We start from the raw sequence: 15,049 nt of genomic DNA, 5'->3' as shown, positions 1-15,049 counted from the left end.
GATGTGTCAAGATGGGCTTGGCACATGAGAAAAAGAGTTATTTACAGGAAAAAGCCAATCTTTTTGAAATTGGCTCAGAATGCCTACGGTTTCGGCGCTTTTCTGCTGAATTGACAATTTGTCGGGAGAGATCATGAATTTTAAATTCTTCCTGCTTGTGACGACTGTCTGCCTCGGAGCAGTCTGTCCGGCTGCTGAACGGCAGTCGTTTTCCGCCGATCAGATGAAAGTTCGTTTCTGGCGCGGCGGCGCGCTGGTGGACTGCCCTGACGGCGAGGGCCCGAAAGTCGCCCGTGTCGGACGCGACTGGAGCGTTGAATGGGCCATGGAACTGCAGAAACCGCGTGCCCTGGATTATTCTTTGACTTATGACGTCTACGTCCGCTGTCGCGGCGAGTTTACGCTCGGCATGTACGGCGTTGAACGTTCCGGTTATGTGATGGGAAATCGCTCCATCTCTCTGGCTGACTGGAAAGAGATTCGGATTGTGCGCGAAAAACTCCATCCCCGTGATTATCTCACGACAAGCGGTTTCGGCAAACCCGGTTTTATCAGCGGAGTCACGTTTGTCGCACATCCTGAAAGCGATGAGGAGCTGGCGGTACGTCAACGGAATCTGCCCGGATTTCACATTGATGCCGCAGAGAAAGCATCTATTGTTTTGAACGGAATCTTCCGGAGACCGCTCACGGTCGTCACCGGCATGGGGAAGAATGAATTCTGTCCGAATCCGTCTCTTCAACTTCTTGCCCGGAAAAAGTCCGGGCAGAGCATTGTCTATCCGGTCAAATCCGGATACTCCGAGCTGACTGTCGCACCGGGTACGTCGGACGACCCTGTGGTGGAACTGGAATTCCTCGTCCCCGGAGGAGGAAATCGCACGATTGCCGCGATCGCTTTCGCCGATCCCGAAGGGGCCGATTTCCGTATTTTTGACTGGCGGATCTCCTGTGGGCAGGTAAACTGCTTCGACACAATCAGTCCGAACGGAAAGCTCGGAGAGTTCCGCCAGATGAGCAACTACAATATGAAACGGGAGAAGATGTTCTCTTCATCTCCGAACGATGTTTCCTTTCAGATCCGCCGGGAATCGACCATGCGAAAGGTGTTTGAGTATGAGATTCCGGAATCGTGGTTGAGCCGCTCTCAGCCTGGGGCTGTGAACGTCTCTCTGGCCGGACGTGAGGCCGAGCATCTGCAGTTTGTTCTCATCCCGCGGGGCAGAGAGGAGCAGAATCTGAAGATAGCCTGGAAATCCCGGTCCAGAAATTCGCTGAACGTGTCGTTCGAGACGGTGAGCTACATCCAGTCTGCCCGGCGTGCCTATCCGCAACTCAATGAACGGACCGCCTCCTATCCCGATCCGCTTCTGCCCGTGGTTGATGGCGGGATTCGACTGGAGGGAAAAAATCTGCCGCTGTGGGTCTCTATCGAGGCCCCGGCAGACGCCCGTCCGGGAATTTATCCGGGTGTTCTGGAGATCCGCAACGAGAACGGCACACAGCTTCAGCGTATTCCACTCAATATCACCGTACGTGATTTTTCGTTGCCGGAGCGATCGCAGTTTCGGACCTGTTTCTTTTTGAATCGCCACTCCATGATCGATTATTTCGGAATCCGCAACAACTGGGAGGCGGAAAAGGCGTTGTCACGCAAAATCATCCGTCTTTCCGCCGAAAACCGGTTGACGTTGATGCCGATGCTTGAACACCGCCCGAACTGGCTGCGTCCGCTTTGGACGGCCACGGCTGATTCCGAAGGAAATTACCACTTCGACTTCAGTAGGGAAAATGAGCTTACAAGAATGATTCTGGACGAATTTCACGGGACAGGTTACAATGTTTCGCCTAGTCCGACCTGGGATCAATACTTTGGCTACATGTGGATTACAGATCCGGCCACTGGCGGTGACCACAGGCTCAATTATTCGATGAACTCTCCGGAATTTGAAAAAATCTACCGGCAGTTTCTCGCTGCGGCCTGGGAAAATGCGAAGAAAAATAACTGGGAGAGGTATGCCTACCACTATATCTGGGACGAATCCAGCGGTGAAGAGTGGAACAAACTCCATTTGCTCAGCAAACAATTCGCGCCGGAGCTGAAGAATCTGGCCGTAGGTTACAATTCCTCCCGGATGCCGGAGAATGTGCGCGACGCTGTCGATATCTGGTGTCCGTTGACCTCCAATTTCAAGCCGGAATTCATCGCGGAACGCAAGCGGAAACACCCGGACAATGAGTCCTGGGCCTATGTCTGCGTCTCTCCGAAAAACCGTTACAATCTGTTCGTCGATCATGAGGCGTTCACTCACCGGGCTTTGCTCTGGTGGTGCCGTTCCCGGAAGATGCAGGGGCTGCTCTACTGGGGTGTCTGTGTCTGGGATCGGGCGGCTGCCGCATGTCGGGCCGGAAAGGTCTGGCCAGAGGCCGTTTGGGAGGCAAATCAGTTCCCGGATGCGAACGGTGACGGGTATCTGCTTTATCCGGATCGAAAAAATGGGGAGATTTACCGTTCAATCCGGCTCGCGGTATTGCGTGATGGACTTGAAGATATGGAGTATTTTCTGATGCTGGACGAAATGCGGAAGAGGGTGGGAAACAGTACTTCCCCGACTGATCGGAAGTGGTTGGAGAAAGTGAAGCAGATCGAAGCTCGTATTCCCGCAGTCATTGCCGGGGAGAGCAGCGGTTCAGCCAGGGATTTCAATGGAGAACTACTGGAGGAGATTCGCAGAGAAATTGCCGGGTTGATTGAAGAGTACATCCGGCGCAATCCGGGGACGGAGATCGGAAAATGAAGAACCATATTCTTGCCGCCGCGGTCGCGCTGCTGGCGGCCGGCTGTGCCGGGCTGCCGGAATCTGAGACGCTTCGTTTGATTTCTGTTCCGGTGGCTTCCGGGGCGATCGTTCCGGATGGAATCGATTCGGAGGAGGCCTGGAGCTCCGCCGTTGCCGTACCGCTCCTCGTCCCGGCGGACCGGCCCGGCTCCCCCGAGTGTGTCCAGCGCGGATCGGCCAGATTCCTCTGCGACGAAACGTATCTCTATCTCTACGCCGAGCTTGACGATGATGACGTCGTTCAACACGGTGTCAACCATCATCAGAATCTTTACGAGACCGGAGATGTGGTCGAACTTTTTCTCTCCCCGGACGGAACGCTTCGCTACTGGGAGATCCTGCTCGCTCCGAATGGATGTTACTCCGTGTTCTTCTTTCCGAGCCCGGGCCGGAAAATCTTCTGCTCCGCCGCCCGGAACAACGTTTCTTTGCAGGTCGCCGCTCACGTCGACGGCACCATGAACGACTGGAATGATCGCGATCGCGGCTGGTCGCTCGAGGCGGCGATCCCGTTGGCGGAACTGACCCGGTTCGGCGATCGTTTCGAGTCCGGTTCCTGGCGGATCCTGGTCGGGCGCTACAACTACTCCGCGACTTTGCCGGCAATCGAATACTCCGCTTTCCCGCAACTGCCGGTGACCAACTTTCACCTGCGGGAACGGTACGCCGAACTCATGATTCCGGCCGGGGAGAGGTGATTTCATGCACGCAATCGACTATCTGCTGGTTCTGATTCCGCTTGTGGCCGTGTTCTGGATCGGGTTCAAGGCGCAGAGTTATATTCGCACTGTGGCGGATTTTCTCTCCGCCGGGCGTTGCGCGGGTCGCTATCTGCTCAGCGTCGCCGACGGATGCGCCGGACTCGGACTCATCACCATGGTCGGGATGTTTGAAATGTATTACCGGACCGGCAATTCGATCGGCTTCTGGAGCGGAATCGGCATTCTGGTCGGAATGACGCTCACCATGACCGGATTCGTCACCTACCGTTACCGCGAAACCCGGGCGATGACGCTGGCTCAGTTCTTCGAGATGCGTTACAGTCGCGGCTTTCGCGTGTTCGCGGGGCTGCTTTCGTTTCTCGCAGGGATTCTGAATTATGCGCTCTTCCCGGCGATCGGAGGACGTTTTTTCCTCTACTACTGTGGATTTCCGGAGCATTTCTCTTTTTTGGGGGTGGAGTGGTCGACGTTCGGGACGCTCATGGCGCTCTTTCTCGGGCTGGCGCTCCTCATCGTGATGACCGGCGGCCAGCTGACAACGATGATCACCGACTGTCTTCAGGGAATTTACAGTTATTTCGCCTATGCGTTGCTCGTCGGGGTGATTCTCTTGACGTTCCGTTTTTCGCAGTTCCGAGACGTGATGTTCGCGCGGCCGGAGGGGTATTCGTTCCTGAATCCTTTTGATACCGGAAAGATGACCGGATTCAATATCTTCTTTGTGCTCATCGGCTGTTTCTACTCGATCTACTGCCGGATGGCGTGGCAGGGCAATCAGGGTTACAACTCCTGCGGAGCTTCGCCGCATGAACAGAAAATGGGCGGTGTGCTGGGTGTCTGGCGCAACGGTTTTCAGACCGTGGCATTGCTGCTGCTGGTATTCGGCGCCTACGTCTACATGAATCATCCGGATTTCAGCGCCCAGGCTGCGGAAGTCAATGCCGGATTGTCGAAGATCGAATTCAATTCGGTGCAGACGACGCAGACGATCCGCGAACAGATGACCGTTCCGATGGCGTTGCGCAGTATTTTCCCGCCCGGAGTCACGGGGGTGTTCTGTGCGCTGGCGCTGTTTCTGATGCTGAGCACGGACACCACCTATCTGCACAGCTGGGGGAGCATTCTTGTGCAGGATGTGATTCTTCCGTTCCGTCGCCGGCCGTTGAGTCAGAAAGCGCATCTGCTGGCGTTGCGAATTGCGATCTTTGCGGTGGCGCTTTTCGCCTGGGTGTTCAGCTTTTACTTCGGGCAGGTCACATACATCCTGATGTTTTTCGCGATCACCGGGACGATCTACCTCGGCGGGGCGGGGTCGGCGATCATCGGCGGACTTTACTGGAGGCGCGGCACGACGGCGGGAGCCTGGACCGCGATGATCGTCGGGTCGCTTGGCGGACTGGGCGGTTTTCTGGTGCAGAAGTTCTGGGAGGATCCGATCTATCCGTTTTTGAGCGAGCATGTCCCGGAATTTCTGACGGCATTCGGAAACACGCTTGAGACGATCGGGGCGGCTCTGCCGATTCTGAACTGGAAGATGTCGCCGACGAATTTCCCGATCTCGGGGCAGGAACTGTTTTTCTTTGTATCGCTGTTGTCGATCGCCATGTATATTGTCGTGTCGCTGCTGACCTGCCGGAAGCCGTTCAATCTGGAACGGATGTTGCATCGCGGCGAATACAATCTCGAACATCGAAATGCCCCGGACGCTGAGAATGTCGTCGTCCGCGGCCGGGACTGGCTCCGTCCTCTGCGGCGGCTGCTCGGGATCACGCCGGAATATACGCGAGGCGACCGGATTCTGGCTTATTCGGTGCTGGGCTGGACGCTGTTGTGTTTCGGGGAGTTTCTGTTTGCGGTTTTCGTGAATCTCTTCATCACGCGCTGGCGCAACGAGGAGTGGTTTCTCTGGTGGCAGTGGATCACGGTCGGGCAGGGGCTGCTTTACGGCGCGGTGACGACGATCTGGTTCACCTGGGGCGGTGTGCGCGACCTGCGGCGGCTCTTCCGCCACCTGAAGACCATACGCGACACGCCGCCGGACGAGAGCGACGACGGTCGCGTCGAGTGACGAGAGCCGATCCCGGAAAGAGCGTGAATTTTAAATGGGTTCTCCACCTTCGTTGCTGCCGCCGCCCCCGTCCCGGGGAATCAGCGAGTCGTCGAAGTGGAGGCTGACCCGATTTTCCTGAAGAACCGTTTGAAGATCCGCGACTTTGAGTTCCGGCAGGGGCGAATGTTGATCGATCGCAAGGGCGGCTGCGCTCCCCGCCGCCTGACCGGTCAGGATCGCGGGGGGAATCACCCGCAGCACGTCCCAGGCGTAACCGTTTCCCGAGGCGCATCGACCCGCAGTGATGAGGTTGTCGTATCCGCTTCGCACGAGCGTCCGATACGGCACCTCGTAGAGATAATCCCTGCGGTCGAAATCGCAGATCGCGCCGACCGAGTCCGGGAAATGGCGGTAGTGGTCCTGTTCCTGAAGCGTGTAATCGCCGTCGATCCGGCAGGAGGTCCGCGATTGCATCATGGTTGCCGGCGTGCAGATGTCGCGGGTATGGCGGTCGGTTGTGCGGAGTTTTTCGAGCATCCGTTTCTGCCCCAGCAGCAGATACTCTGTCACATCCGCGGCATCGGTCGCATTGAATTTTTTCAGATTTTCCGGATGATGATCCCCGTAAAGGGTGGCCTCACCGCCCGCCAGAACCTGATAGACAAACCGGATGTCGCCATGCTCCACGGCCCGTCTGCAGCTTTCGAGCGTGATTTCCATTCCGGTGTAGGTGAAATAATTCCGGCCGATTACGACCGGCATTCCGGAGCGGCGCAGAATGTCGGCGTCCCCGGTCGTGTCGATGAAGATCTCCGCTGTGAGAATGCTTCGCCCGGATTTATTTTCAACGATGAGTCCGTCGCAGTGTTTCCCGTTCATCAGCGGCCGGGTTACGATGGTGTCGAACATGAGCTCGACTCCGGCGGAACTCAGATATTCGGCGAGGGTATAGGCGAAGATCTGCGGGGAGAACAAGGTGGTGTATCGGACTTCCGGATTTCCGGTCGCTCCGCCGTCCCGCCATCCTTCCGGGATGGTGTCGTAGCTGTCCCGGGTGGCGAGGCGGACAAATTCGTCCACCATGCCGCTCATGATTTTTCGCCCTCTGCCGTTGCACATCGGAACGAACCAGTTGACGAGCCCGATGGTCGACAACCCGCCGAGAAGAGTCGCCTTTTCGATCAGCAGAACCCGTTTCCCGGCTCGTGCGGCCGCCAGAGCCGCTGCCGCTCCGGCGACTCCGCCACCAGCGACGATGACTTCGTGACCTGTCGAGACAGGAAGTCGTTCGGTGATTTCAACGGTCCGAGTCTGAGGGATAGATGGAGTTTTCATTGTATAACTCCTGAATCTGGAACGATCGAGAGCGTTTCGACATCGCAGAAGAAGAGCGGACCGCCGCCGATTCTGTACCGTTGATCGGCCGCAGGCTGCACTTTCGGCCCCCAGTGGCGGAGAATCGATTCCGGGGCGCTGCTTCCGGAGATCCGGGCGTTCACCGGCTCGCCCGCACTCCAGACGGCATGGATTTTCTTCCCGTCCGGGCGGCGCCAGGAGGCGTGGAAAAGGGAAGCCGTCTGCTGTTCCAGCTGGAACTCCTTCGATTGCGGCGGCAGAAGTTGAGACAGCAGTTTCCAGGCGTAAAACGCCTTCTTCGGCTGAAGATCGTGGTGGACGATGCCGAAATGATCTTCCGGTTCGTGCCGGTTCTCCTCGATCGCCCGGTATTGATAGAAGAACAGCTTGTCGATGCCCGCCTCTTTCGCGTTCAGAAATGTACGCGAAACCAGCTCCGACAGCTCTTCTTCCGAAACTCCCCGCTTGAATTTCATCGTCGGACAGACGATGACGTTGCCTTTCAAATCGCTGTTCAATTTGTAGAGGGCGGCCGCTGCCGAATGGTAGCGATCCGCAGTCGCCTCGATGATCGGAATGAACTGGTCGCCGGGTTTCAGGTTGCGGTCATGCAGAAACCTCCCCATCGGCATGAAAGAGATTTCGCCGCATTGCGTGAATCCCGGAGCCGCTTTCTGGGTTTTCTCCTTGAACGGGACGTCTTTGTTCGTCCAGAACGCTTCCCAGCCGATGTGCAGTTCCGGCCAGGCGCTATTCTCGATTTTGACCTCCCGGAGACCGCCTTTCCCATCCGGTTGCAGATCGTAGTAAAACGGCAGCCCGAACATCAGCAGCAGCGTTCCCCCCTTGCGGACATATTGAACCAGATCCGGGAAATACTTCATCTCGAACCGCTCCCCGATGCAGGGGATGAGTACCGGATAACGGGCGGGATCGAGATTTTTCAACTCATCCAGACCGATCGTGATGCGCTCTTTGAAACGGGGAAGCTGCCACTCCGCTCTGGCGAGTGTCCCGGTTGAGACGTCCGTGATGACGAGGGGCGTTTCCGCCGGAACGATGCCGACCTGTTTCAGCGCTTCGGAGAGGAGCGGCGCAAACGACTTCTGCTGCTCCATGGTGCTCCAGCCGATTTCCGTGGCGTAGATCGGCTTGTCGATCCCGTACTTCTTCATCAGGGCTTTCAGCGCGGCGATCGTTTCGAGCATATCTTCCGGTTTCGAACTGTACGGGTGAACGGCCATCACGTCGAACCATTTTCCGGCTCCGGCCTGAAAGCTCTCCTCGATGTAAGGGAGCGGAACCCCGTTCACGCCGCCGTAGACCACGGTCAGTTCGGGATCGATCTTCTTGATCTCCTCGTAACTGCGTTTCAGCAGCTTCGCGTAATCTTTGCCGGAGGGCGTGTCGTTCCAGAAGCCGCCGATGTTCGGTTCGTTGAAGATCTCCCAGGCGCGCAATTTCCGCTGGTAGCGGGAAACGGTCTTCCTGACATATTCCCCCCAGGCGTCCAGATGCCGGTGGGCGGGACTCGCCCAGGCGACGTCGTAGGTCAGGATCGGCAGCAGGGAGATCCCCTTTTTCTCCGCCAGATCCACCACTGCGTCGTGCCGGCTGAAGTTCCACTCGCCCGGTTTCGGATTCACGGCTCTCCAGGTGAAATCGGTGCGCACCTGTTTGAGGGAAAGTTCTTTCATCTGGGTGAACATCTGCGGCGCGAGTTTGAACTCCCAGGCGTCCACATGGGTGCAGACTCCATACGGATCGCCGGGCGGCAGCTCCGGAGCGGCGAACGTTCCCGTCGCAAAGAGGGTGGCGGCAAAAAGCGGAAGATAATATTTTTTGTTCATGATACTCCTTGGGAAACGAAAGTGTTCAGCGGTGATTTTCCGCCCAGTATTTGGCTACACAGGCGGAGTTCGCCACGCCGCCGCTGTTGGAATTGATCGAAAGCCAGCCGAACAACGTACCCGTCCAGGAGGAGAAGCGGATCGGCTGGACGGTCCAGCCCGTCCATCCTTTCGCATGACCGTCGGGATAGCCGACGTTCCAGACATTGCTGTGACGGCTCAGGCGTCGTTGTGAACTGGAACTCCACGTGTTGTCGTTGACCAGCGGCCAGCGGTATCGGGCGTACTGCGTGATCCGCGGACGGTGATATTTGTGTTCAAACTGCGGAATGACGGTCGGATCCGTCGGCATCGGCATATGATCGTAACCGGAGTAGGTAAAGGTCGAACTTTCAATCTGCCTCGGTGCTTCCGAATTCTCGTCGTTGCAGCCGAAGATCTTCAGCGGCAGATATTTCCCGTCGATCAGACGGCCCGCGCCGTCGGCCGTCGTCGAGTTGCGATAGAGGAAGCAGACCGACCAGATTGTATCGTCCGCCTGATAGCGGGAGTAAGGAACGAAATCGTCATTGTCTCCCGCATACACGGTGTTCGCCGCAACGATCTGTTTGATGTTGGACAGGCAGTTTGAGGTTTTGGCCCTGGCCCGCGCATTATTCAGCGCCGGCAGCAGCATCGCCGCCAGAATTGCGATGATTGTAATCACAACCAGGAGCTCGATCAAAGTGAAATTCCATGTTTTTCTCATGATAATCCTCTCTTTCGGTTATCGGTAGATGATCTGAAGATTGCGGATCCAGTAGCGGACCCGGTCACTTTTCGGGTTGAGACCGATGCGGATTTTCCGGGTGTCGGCCGGGTCGGCCTTGACCGACTCCTCGAACTGGACGACGCGGGTCTGCCAGTTCTGATCCGGAATCGGGTAGCGGACATGGAATTCCCCCTGGCCGTGGCGGTTGTGGTCCCCGGCTTTGATTTTCGGCTCCATGACCAGCATGAAATAGGACTCCTTGGGAGCGGTATCCGCTTCGAGTTTGATTTCAAAGCTGACGCCGACGGCGTCCTTGAAACTTTCGCGCGGCAGGGAAAGCTCCATCTCCGGATAGACCCAGCGGTCGTTCGTCCCCGGCGGAAACTCCGCTTCGATGCAGAGCGCGCCTTCCTTCTCATCGTACCGGGTCGTCATGTGGTTGCCGCCGGCGCAATTTGAATGCCACCGTTTCGGGTTGTAGATTCCGTCGAGCACGTTCCGCTTCATCGAGAGGATTTCACGGCCCAGCAGCCGGATCGGAATGTGGAACCGGGTGGTTTTTCTGCCGTTGAAGCGGCCGGTGAACTCGATCTTCCCATTGAACTCCTTTTCCGGAATCGCGTGAGTGAATACGAGCGGGAACGAGAGTTTCTGCATCGGTTTGAGTTCGATCGTCCCGGGCATTCCGGTGACCGTTCCGCCTGCCACAGAGAGTGTGCCGCGCTTGGTTTCATTCGACAGATTGCAGACTTCCAGCGTCAGTGCGCCGCTTGCGCCTTTCATATCCACGCTGTCGCGGCCGTTGTTCTGAATGAAATCCCCGGAGAGCTTTGCGCGGATCACGATCGAGAGATCGGTCTCCGGATCGGGGGCCGGTTTGGCCGGGCGAACGCGGGCCGGAGCGGCCGGCGTCAATCCGGAGAGGCCGTGGACGTAGACCGGCCAGCGGTCGGCGGTCAGACGCAGTTGTCCGTTTTCCGCCGCCAGCTTCATCGGCGTTCCGTACAGGTTGCAGCCGGAGTAGACGCCCGTTGCAGCCGGGAGTGTCCAGGTTTGCGGCATGGGCTTGAAATTGTCCGGTTCGATTTCGGCGTTTTCGAGGAGGTCGAGTTCCGACTGCCGCCAGAAAGCGATGCTCTGGCTGCCGTCCGGTTTCCGGAAGAGGAACGCCCGGATCCCGTCCGGCGCTGCGAGTTCCCCGAGATACTTCGCGTCTCCGAGCTCATGCACGAGCGTCGCGAACGAGAAGTAGCCCGGGCGTGCCGAGTAATCCTTGCGCAGCAGTCCCCAGTCGGAATAGCCTTCGTTGTAGGGGGAGAGTACAAAGAAGAAATCCTTTTCGATTCCGGCTGCCTGCATCAGGATCTGCGCCTTGGGGACGAATTCCGCGATCACCGCCTCCTGCGAGGGGGAGTAGGTGAAGAGGCCCGGCATGTAGCTTTTCCTGCGGGCGTCGCGCGGGGAGTTCGTGCTCGACTCGGTGATCCACACCGGCATGTCGGGGCGGCCGTATTGTTCAAGCAGTTTCCGCACTTCCGCGTTCCATTCGTCATATTTTTTCAGCGGATTGTAGGTGTGGACGTTCAGGGCGTCGATGTAGGGGAGAATGTCGTTTTCAAGTGCGGCGTAAGTGAATTTCCTCCACGGAACCACGCAGAATGCGCCGTTGAGGACGGTCGCGTCCGGGTTGCCGTTCCGGTAGCCGAGTGCGGCGGCTTTCAGCTGGGCGGCATATTCCCAGGCCGGTTCGTTGGTGAATCCGGCGTCCTCTTCGTTCCAGAACTCCCAGGCGCCGACGCATCCGCGGGTGTCCGCCGCGGATTTGAACGCGAAGTTGTAATTTGCGACAAGATCGGTCGGCAGATCGGAGACGGTATCCTTGGTCCACTGCGGTGCATCGTGATAGACGACGCTGGTCTTGATGCCGTGAACCGCGAGTTTCTGCGCATTTTCCACGAAGTGCCAGTAACGTCCGCGAATCGTCGGCTTCGGTTCGATCGATCCCCAGCCCCAGCGGTCGCGGACGAAACCGACTCCCGAGCGATGGGCCAGCTCAATCACCCGGTCCATGCCGCGCCCCGGGAAACGGACGTTTTTCGGGTTCGCCTCCGCACACCAGCTGTGAGCCGAGTCGAGCGCATAAGGCATTCCGGGTGTCGGGCGGCGCGGCCGGGAAACCACGCCGAACGTGGCGCAATCCTCATAGTCGCTTCCCGGGGCGCTCAGACGGATCGTGTAGTAGCCGCGGGGCAGACCGGAGAGTGTGAGTGTCCCTTTCCCTCCCTCGGGCCATTCTCCCTCGGATACGGTTTTTCCGTAGACGTCTGAAACCTGAAAGCGGCACGCTTTCTGAAATCCCTCGCGCAGAGTGAAGCGCAGCGGCTCCTGTTCGAGGAACGCCCCGGAGGGCGCCTGCGGAACGACGGCCCAGGAAACATCAACAGACCCTGCGGACAGTGACAGGGCGGCCGCAAGAAGCAGACCCGGAAGCAGTGAGCGGAACAGTTGCATGAATGAGTTTCTCCTGTTAAGGTTGATTACGGTTTTTCGGGATGTTCCAGCCGCGCGACGGAACCGCGGATGAGCAGCTCCGTTAGCCGGTAGCGGTCGGGGTAGGGACGGGAGAGATTGCCCTGTTTGAGTTCAAGCAGCAACTTCACTGCCTCTTCCAGCTGACCGGGGACATCGCATGCGACGGTGTCGATCGGCGGGGAGAACGTCCGGTTGAAATCTTCCCCGGCGATGGCCACGATGCTCAGGTCCCGGGGAATTTCGATGTCGTGGTTGCGGCAGGCGTTGACTGCACCGAGCAGGGATTCTCCGGAAATGCCGATCAGGGCGGAGAAAGAGAAACCGCGTTTGATCAGTTCACAGAACGTGTCGTAGGTCTTGGTCACCGGATTCTCCGACGGCATGATTCCGCAGTCGATGACTTCGGCTCTCATCCCGTGGATGGCCGCGTAAACCTCCAGCGTGCGAACCCGTTCCGCGATGACGTTGCCGAACGGTTCGCTCACGAGGATTCCCACATGGCGGTGGCCGTGACTGTGCAGATGATGAATCGCCCGGCAGGAGGCGGCGACGTCGTCGAGGCCGATGCTGGCCGCGCCGGTGTGAGCGTAGTGGTGTCCGAAAACCACGGTCGGGCAGATTTCCGCGTAACGGCTCAGAATTTCGGTATCCTCCCGGTTGCAAACTCCCGCGGCCGGAAGCAGAATCAATCCTCCCGCATGAGCGAGAATCTTGTCCAGCCCGCGCGGAATTGGCGCGACGGGTTCAAAAAGTTTGGTTTTAAGGCGAAGCGATTCGGCGTGGGAGTTGATCTCGGCCACTTTCCGGGTCATTTCGCTGATTTCGTATGAGTTCCAGTGAGGAACCACCAGCAGGATTTCCGGTTCGGCCGGGGCGGTTTCCTCGGATACCACGGAAGTGGCCGCCACGATGAGCCCATTGCGGGGAGACTCCACCGCGAGCAGGTTGTCCGCCCGCAGCCGGGCGAGCGCGCGATCCACAACCGATTGACTGACATCGTATTCGCGCATGATTTCCCGAATGGTCAGGAACTGATCTCCGACCGCAAAGGTTTTGAGCCGCTCCCGGAGAAGTACGCAAAGGTGATTGGCTTTTGTAACAGTATTGTAAACCATTGTATTTCCTTGTTGTATTTGTCAAGTCATACAATATTATGATTCAATACAAAATGAAATGCAATACCGATACAAAAGTTTTTTTCCGTTTTCTTCCGGCGTTCGTCGAAAGCTGCGGAGAAAGCGACGGCATGAATGGGGGAGTGGTCGGCCTGGTTTGTTATAGATTTGTATTATTATGTCTCGAAAAGATCATATTTTTTTCAAAAAAGGTTGCGGTTGACTTTCATTTCAGGTATAATTATTCTGGAAAAGGGAGGTGAGGATCAGAATGATTCAAAAGCCGCTGAACAAGAATGAGCAACTTTTTCAGGATCTCTATCATGCGATCCGGAACGGGGAGATTCCGAACGGGGCTCGTCTGGCGACGGAGCTGGAGTTGGCGAACCGTTACGGTTGTTCACGGATCACGGTGCGCTCGAGCCTGCGTCAGCTTGAGGAGCTCAAACTGATCCGGCGTGTTCGCGGCAACGGCACTTATGTGAACACCGAGGGAATCCGTTTTTCGAGCCGCCGCAACATCGCGGTGGTCGCCTCCGAGGTCCATGCCGAAACCACGGAGACCGATCCCTATTTCAGTCAGTTGATGATGGGGCTGTTCCGACACGGGAACATGCTTGATTTTTCGGCGAATTTCATCGTTCTGGCGGAGGACGAAAAAAATTTCATCGACTCCTTTGAGCGGCAGTCGATCGACATTTCCGATTACGACGGACTCGTGTTCGCCAAGCAGCTTTCCGCTGCGGAGATCGCCGCGCTGGAGGGGCAGCGCCGCAATTTCGTCGCGCTCCAGCCGCCGGCCGGGGAGGAGGAAATCTCGTACATCTCCATCGACAATTTCAATGGAGCTTACATGGGAGCCCGCCATTTGCTCGAACGCGGTCGGCGCGACATCGTTTTTCTGCACGGCAATCTCGACGAGAGGATCAACCGCGAAAAGGTGGATGGCTTTCTTGCCGCGCTGGACGAATTCGGTTGCGTCTCCCCGCTGCGGAGAAGACACTATGAAATGATTCCGTACCAGGAGGAGTCCGGCGCGATGGTGATTCGCCGGTTGCTGGAGGAGGATCAGAAGTTCGACGGATTGCTGATCCATGGCGACTGGGCGACGTTTGGCGCGGTGAGCGTCCTGCGGGAATATGGGATCCGTATTCCTGAAGATGTTGCTCTGGTCATGTACGACGACTACATCGGCGTCCAGCGCATGCTTAAACTTGCGATAACCGCCGTCCGGCAGCCGTTTACCGAGCAGATTCGTTGTGCACTGCAATTTTTGCTGCGTCGCCTTGACCGTCCCGATTCGCCGCGGACGATTCAGTTGATTCAACCGATGCTCATGATCCGGGAAACCACATAATCGAAAGGAGAGTGCCATGAGAAATTGTCTTTTCACATTGATCGAGCTCCTCGTTGTGAAAACTTGTCAAATATACCATTCTTCTCTTGTTTGCACCGGGCAGTCAAGAGAGGGGTTCGGGGGAGAGAAAGCGGCTCGGAAGAGCGCGTCTCTCCCCGTACCAACCAACCATCAAATACCCCATCGGCCGATCATCGCCCCGCAACAGAGTCTCCGCTCGGCAAGCGGCGAAGTGGAGCAAAAACGCGAATGGGTCTTTCCGCAGAAAAGCGGGAAGAGCCGTTCGCGTTTTTGCGGCTCTTTCTCCCCGCACCGGCCGATCGCAGCCGAGTCCGACTCCGCCCCGTACGCGGCACCGGCACCTTGCCGGACGCCGGGGGTGCGGGGGGCGGCGGACACGCCCCCTGCCTCCCACGACCTGGTAACGAGAAAAGCGGCATTTACGCTGATCGAGCTCCTCGTTGTAATTGCGATCAT

Annotated in this window: 10 protein-coding genes; 5 read left to right on the top strand and 5 right to left on the bottom strand. The window is 57.5% G+C overall.

What is annotated here, in order from left to right:
- Positions 1-133: 133 nt before the first annotated feature.
- The 3 genes from Q0J85_RS14475 to Q0J85_RS14465 are packed head-to-tail and all read left to right on the top strand — an operon-like array spanning position 134 to position 5,629.
- A complete protein-coding gene (locus tag Q0J85_RS14475) occupies positions 134-2,797 on the top strand; it encodes a glycoside hydrolase domain-containing protein (protein ID WP_294482910.1) in 2,664 nt (887 codons plus the stop codon).
- A complete protein-coding gene (locus tag Q0J85_RS14470; protein WP_294482909.1) occupies positions 2,794-3,537 on the top strand; it encodes a carbohydrate-binding family 9-like protein in 744 nt (247 codons plus the stop codon). The genes Q0J85_RS14475 and Q0J85_RS14470 overlap by 4 nt, the downstream gene beginning before the upstream one ends.
- 4 nt (positions 3,538-3,541) lie before the next feature.
- A complete protein-coding gene (locus Q0J85_RS14465) occupies positions 3,542-5,629 on the top strand; it encodes a hypothetical protein (RefSeq protein ID WP_294482907.1) in 2,088 nt (695 codons plus the stop codon).
- Positions 5,630-5,659: 30 nt separating this feature from the next.
- Here Q0J85_RS14465 and Q0J85_RS14460 read toward each other — a convergent pair whose 3' ends face one another.
- From Q0J85_RS14460 to Q0J85_RS14440, 5 genes are read right to left on the bottom strand one after another with little or no spacing between them, the layout of a single operon-like run.
- A complete protein-coding gene (locus Q0J85_RS14460) occupies positions 5,660-6,946 on the bottom strand; it encodes an FAD-dependent oxidoreductase (protein ID WP_294482906.1) in 1,287 nt (428 codons plus the stop codon).
- Positions 6,943-8,817, bottom strand: coding sequence for a beta-galactosidase (locus tag Q0J85_RS14455; RefSeq protein ID WP_294482905.1), 1,875 nt, complete (start codon positions 8,815-8,817; stop codon positions 6,943-6,945). Before Q0J85_RS14455 ends, Q0J85_RS14460 begins: the two co-directional genes overlap by 4 nt.
- A 25-nt stretch (positions 8,818-8,842) precedes the next feature.
- Positions 8,843-9,565, bottom strand: a complete 723-nt coding sequence (locus tag Q0J85_RS14450; RefSeq protein ID WP_294482904.1) for a type II secretion system protein — start codon at positions 9,563-9,565, stop codon at positions 8,843-8,845.
- A gap of 18 nt (positions 9,566-9,583) precedes the next feature.
- Positions 9,584-12,079 (bottom strand): glycosyl hydrolase, encoded by a 2,496-nt coding sequence (locus Q0J85_RS14445; protein WP_294482903.1) that lies wholly within the window; start codon positions 12,077-12,079, stop codon positions 9,584-9,586.
- Positions 12,080-12,105: 26 nt separating this feature from the next.
- Positions 12,106-13,215 carry a substrate-binding domain-containing protein gene (locus tag Q0J85_RS14440; RefSeq protein WP_294482900.1) on the bottom strand — a complete coding sequence of 370 codons (1,110 nt, stop codon included), beginning with the start codon at positions 13,213-13,215 and terminating at the stop codon, positions 12,106-12,108.
- 271 nt (positions 13,216-13,486) lie between these two features.
- On the opposite strand from Q0J85_RS14440, the gene Q0J85_RS14435 reads away from it, so the two are divergent.
- The gene (locus Q0J85_RS14435; protein ID WP_294482898.1) at positions 13,487-14,572 is read left to right on the top strand and encodes a GntR family transcriptional regulator; all 1,086 of its coding nucleotides are present in this window, start codon (positions 13,487-13,489) and stop codon (positions 14,570-14,572) included.
- A 16-nt stretch (positions 14,573-14,588) separates the two neighbouring features.
- The coding region (locus Q0J85_RS14430) for a type II secretion system protein (protein WP_294482896.1) at positions 14,589-15,049 on the top strand (461 nt) is incomplete at its 3' end.

Origin of the sequence: uncultured Victivallis sp. (genome assembly GCA_944389935.1) — a bacterium.
In the GTDB taxonomy this organism is placed as follows: Bacteria; Verrucomicrobiota; Lentisphaeria; order Victivallales; family Victivallaceae; genus Victivallis.
Note: the sequence above shows the minus strand (reverse complement) of the source record. Positions and strands in the feature narration are given on the sequence as shown.

Excerpts from the sequence above, each read along its gene's own strand:
- Q0J85_RS14470 (WP_294482909.1), top strand. The coding sequence starts at position 2,794 with ATGAAGAACCATATTCTTGCCGCCGCGGTCGCGCTGCTGGCGGCCGGC.
- Q0J85_RS14435 (WP_294482898.1), top strand. The coding sequence starts at position 13,487 with ATGATTCAAAAGCCGCTGAACAAGAATGAGCAACTTTTTCAGGATCTC.
- Q0J85_RS14475 (WP_294482910.1), top strand. The coding sequence starts at position 134 with ATGAATTTTAAATTCTTCCTGCTTGTGACGACTGTCTGCCTCGGAGCA.
- Q0J85_RS14440 (WP_294482900.1), bottom strand. The coding sequence starts at position 13,215 with ATGGTTTACAATACTGTTACAAAAGCCAATCACCTTTGCGTACTTCTC.
- Q0J85_RS14455 (WP_294482905.1), bottom strand. The coding sequence starts at position 8,817 with ATGAACAAAAAATATTATCTTCCGCTTTTTGCCGCCACCCTCTTTGCG.
- Q0J85_RS14450 (WP_294482904.1), bottom strand. The coding sequence starts at position 9,565 with ATGAGAAAAACATGGAATTTCACTTTGATCGAGCTCCTGGTTGTGATT.
- Q0J85_RS14460 (WP_294482906.1), bottom strand. The coding sequence starts at position 6,946 with ATGAAAACTCCATCTATCCCTCAGACTCGGACCGTTGAAATCACCGAA.
- Q0J85_RS14445 (WP_294482903.1), bottom strand. The coding sequence starts at position 12,079 with ATGCAACTGTTCCGCTCACTGCTTCCGGGTCTGCTTCTTGCGGCCGCC.
- Q0J85_RS14465 (WP_294482907.1), top strand. The coding sequence starts at position 3,542 with ATGCACGCAATCGACTATCTGCTGGTTCTGATTCCGCTTGTGGCCGTG.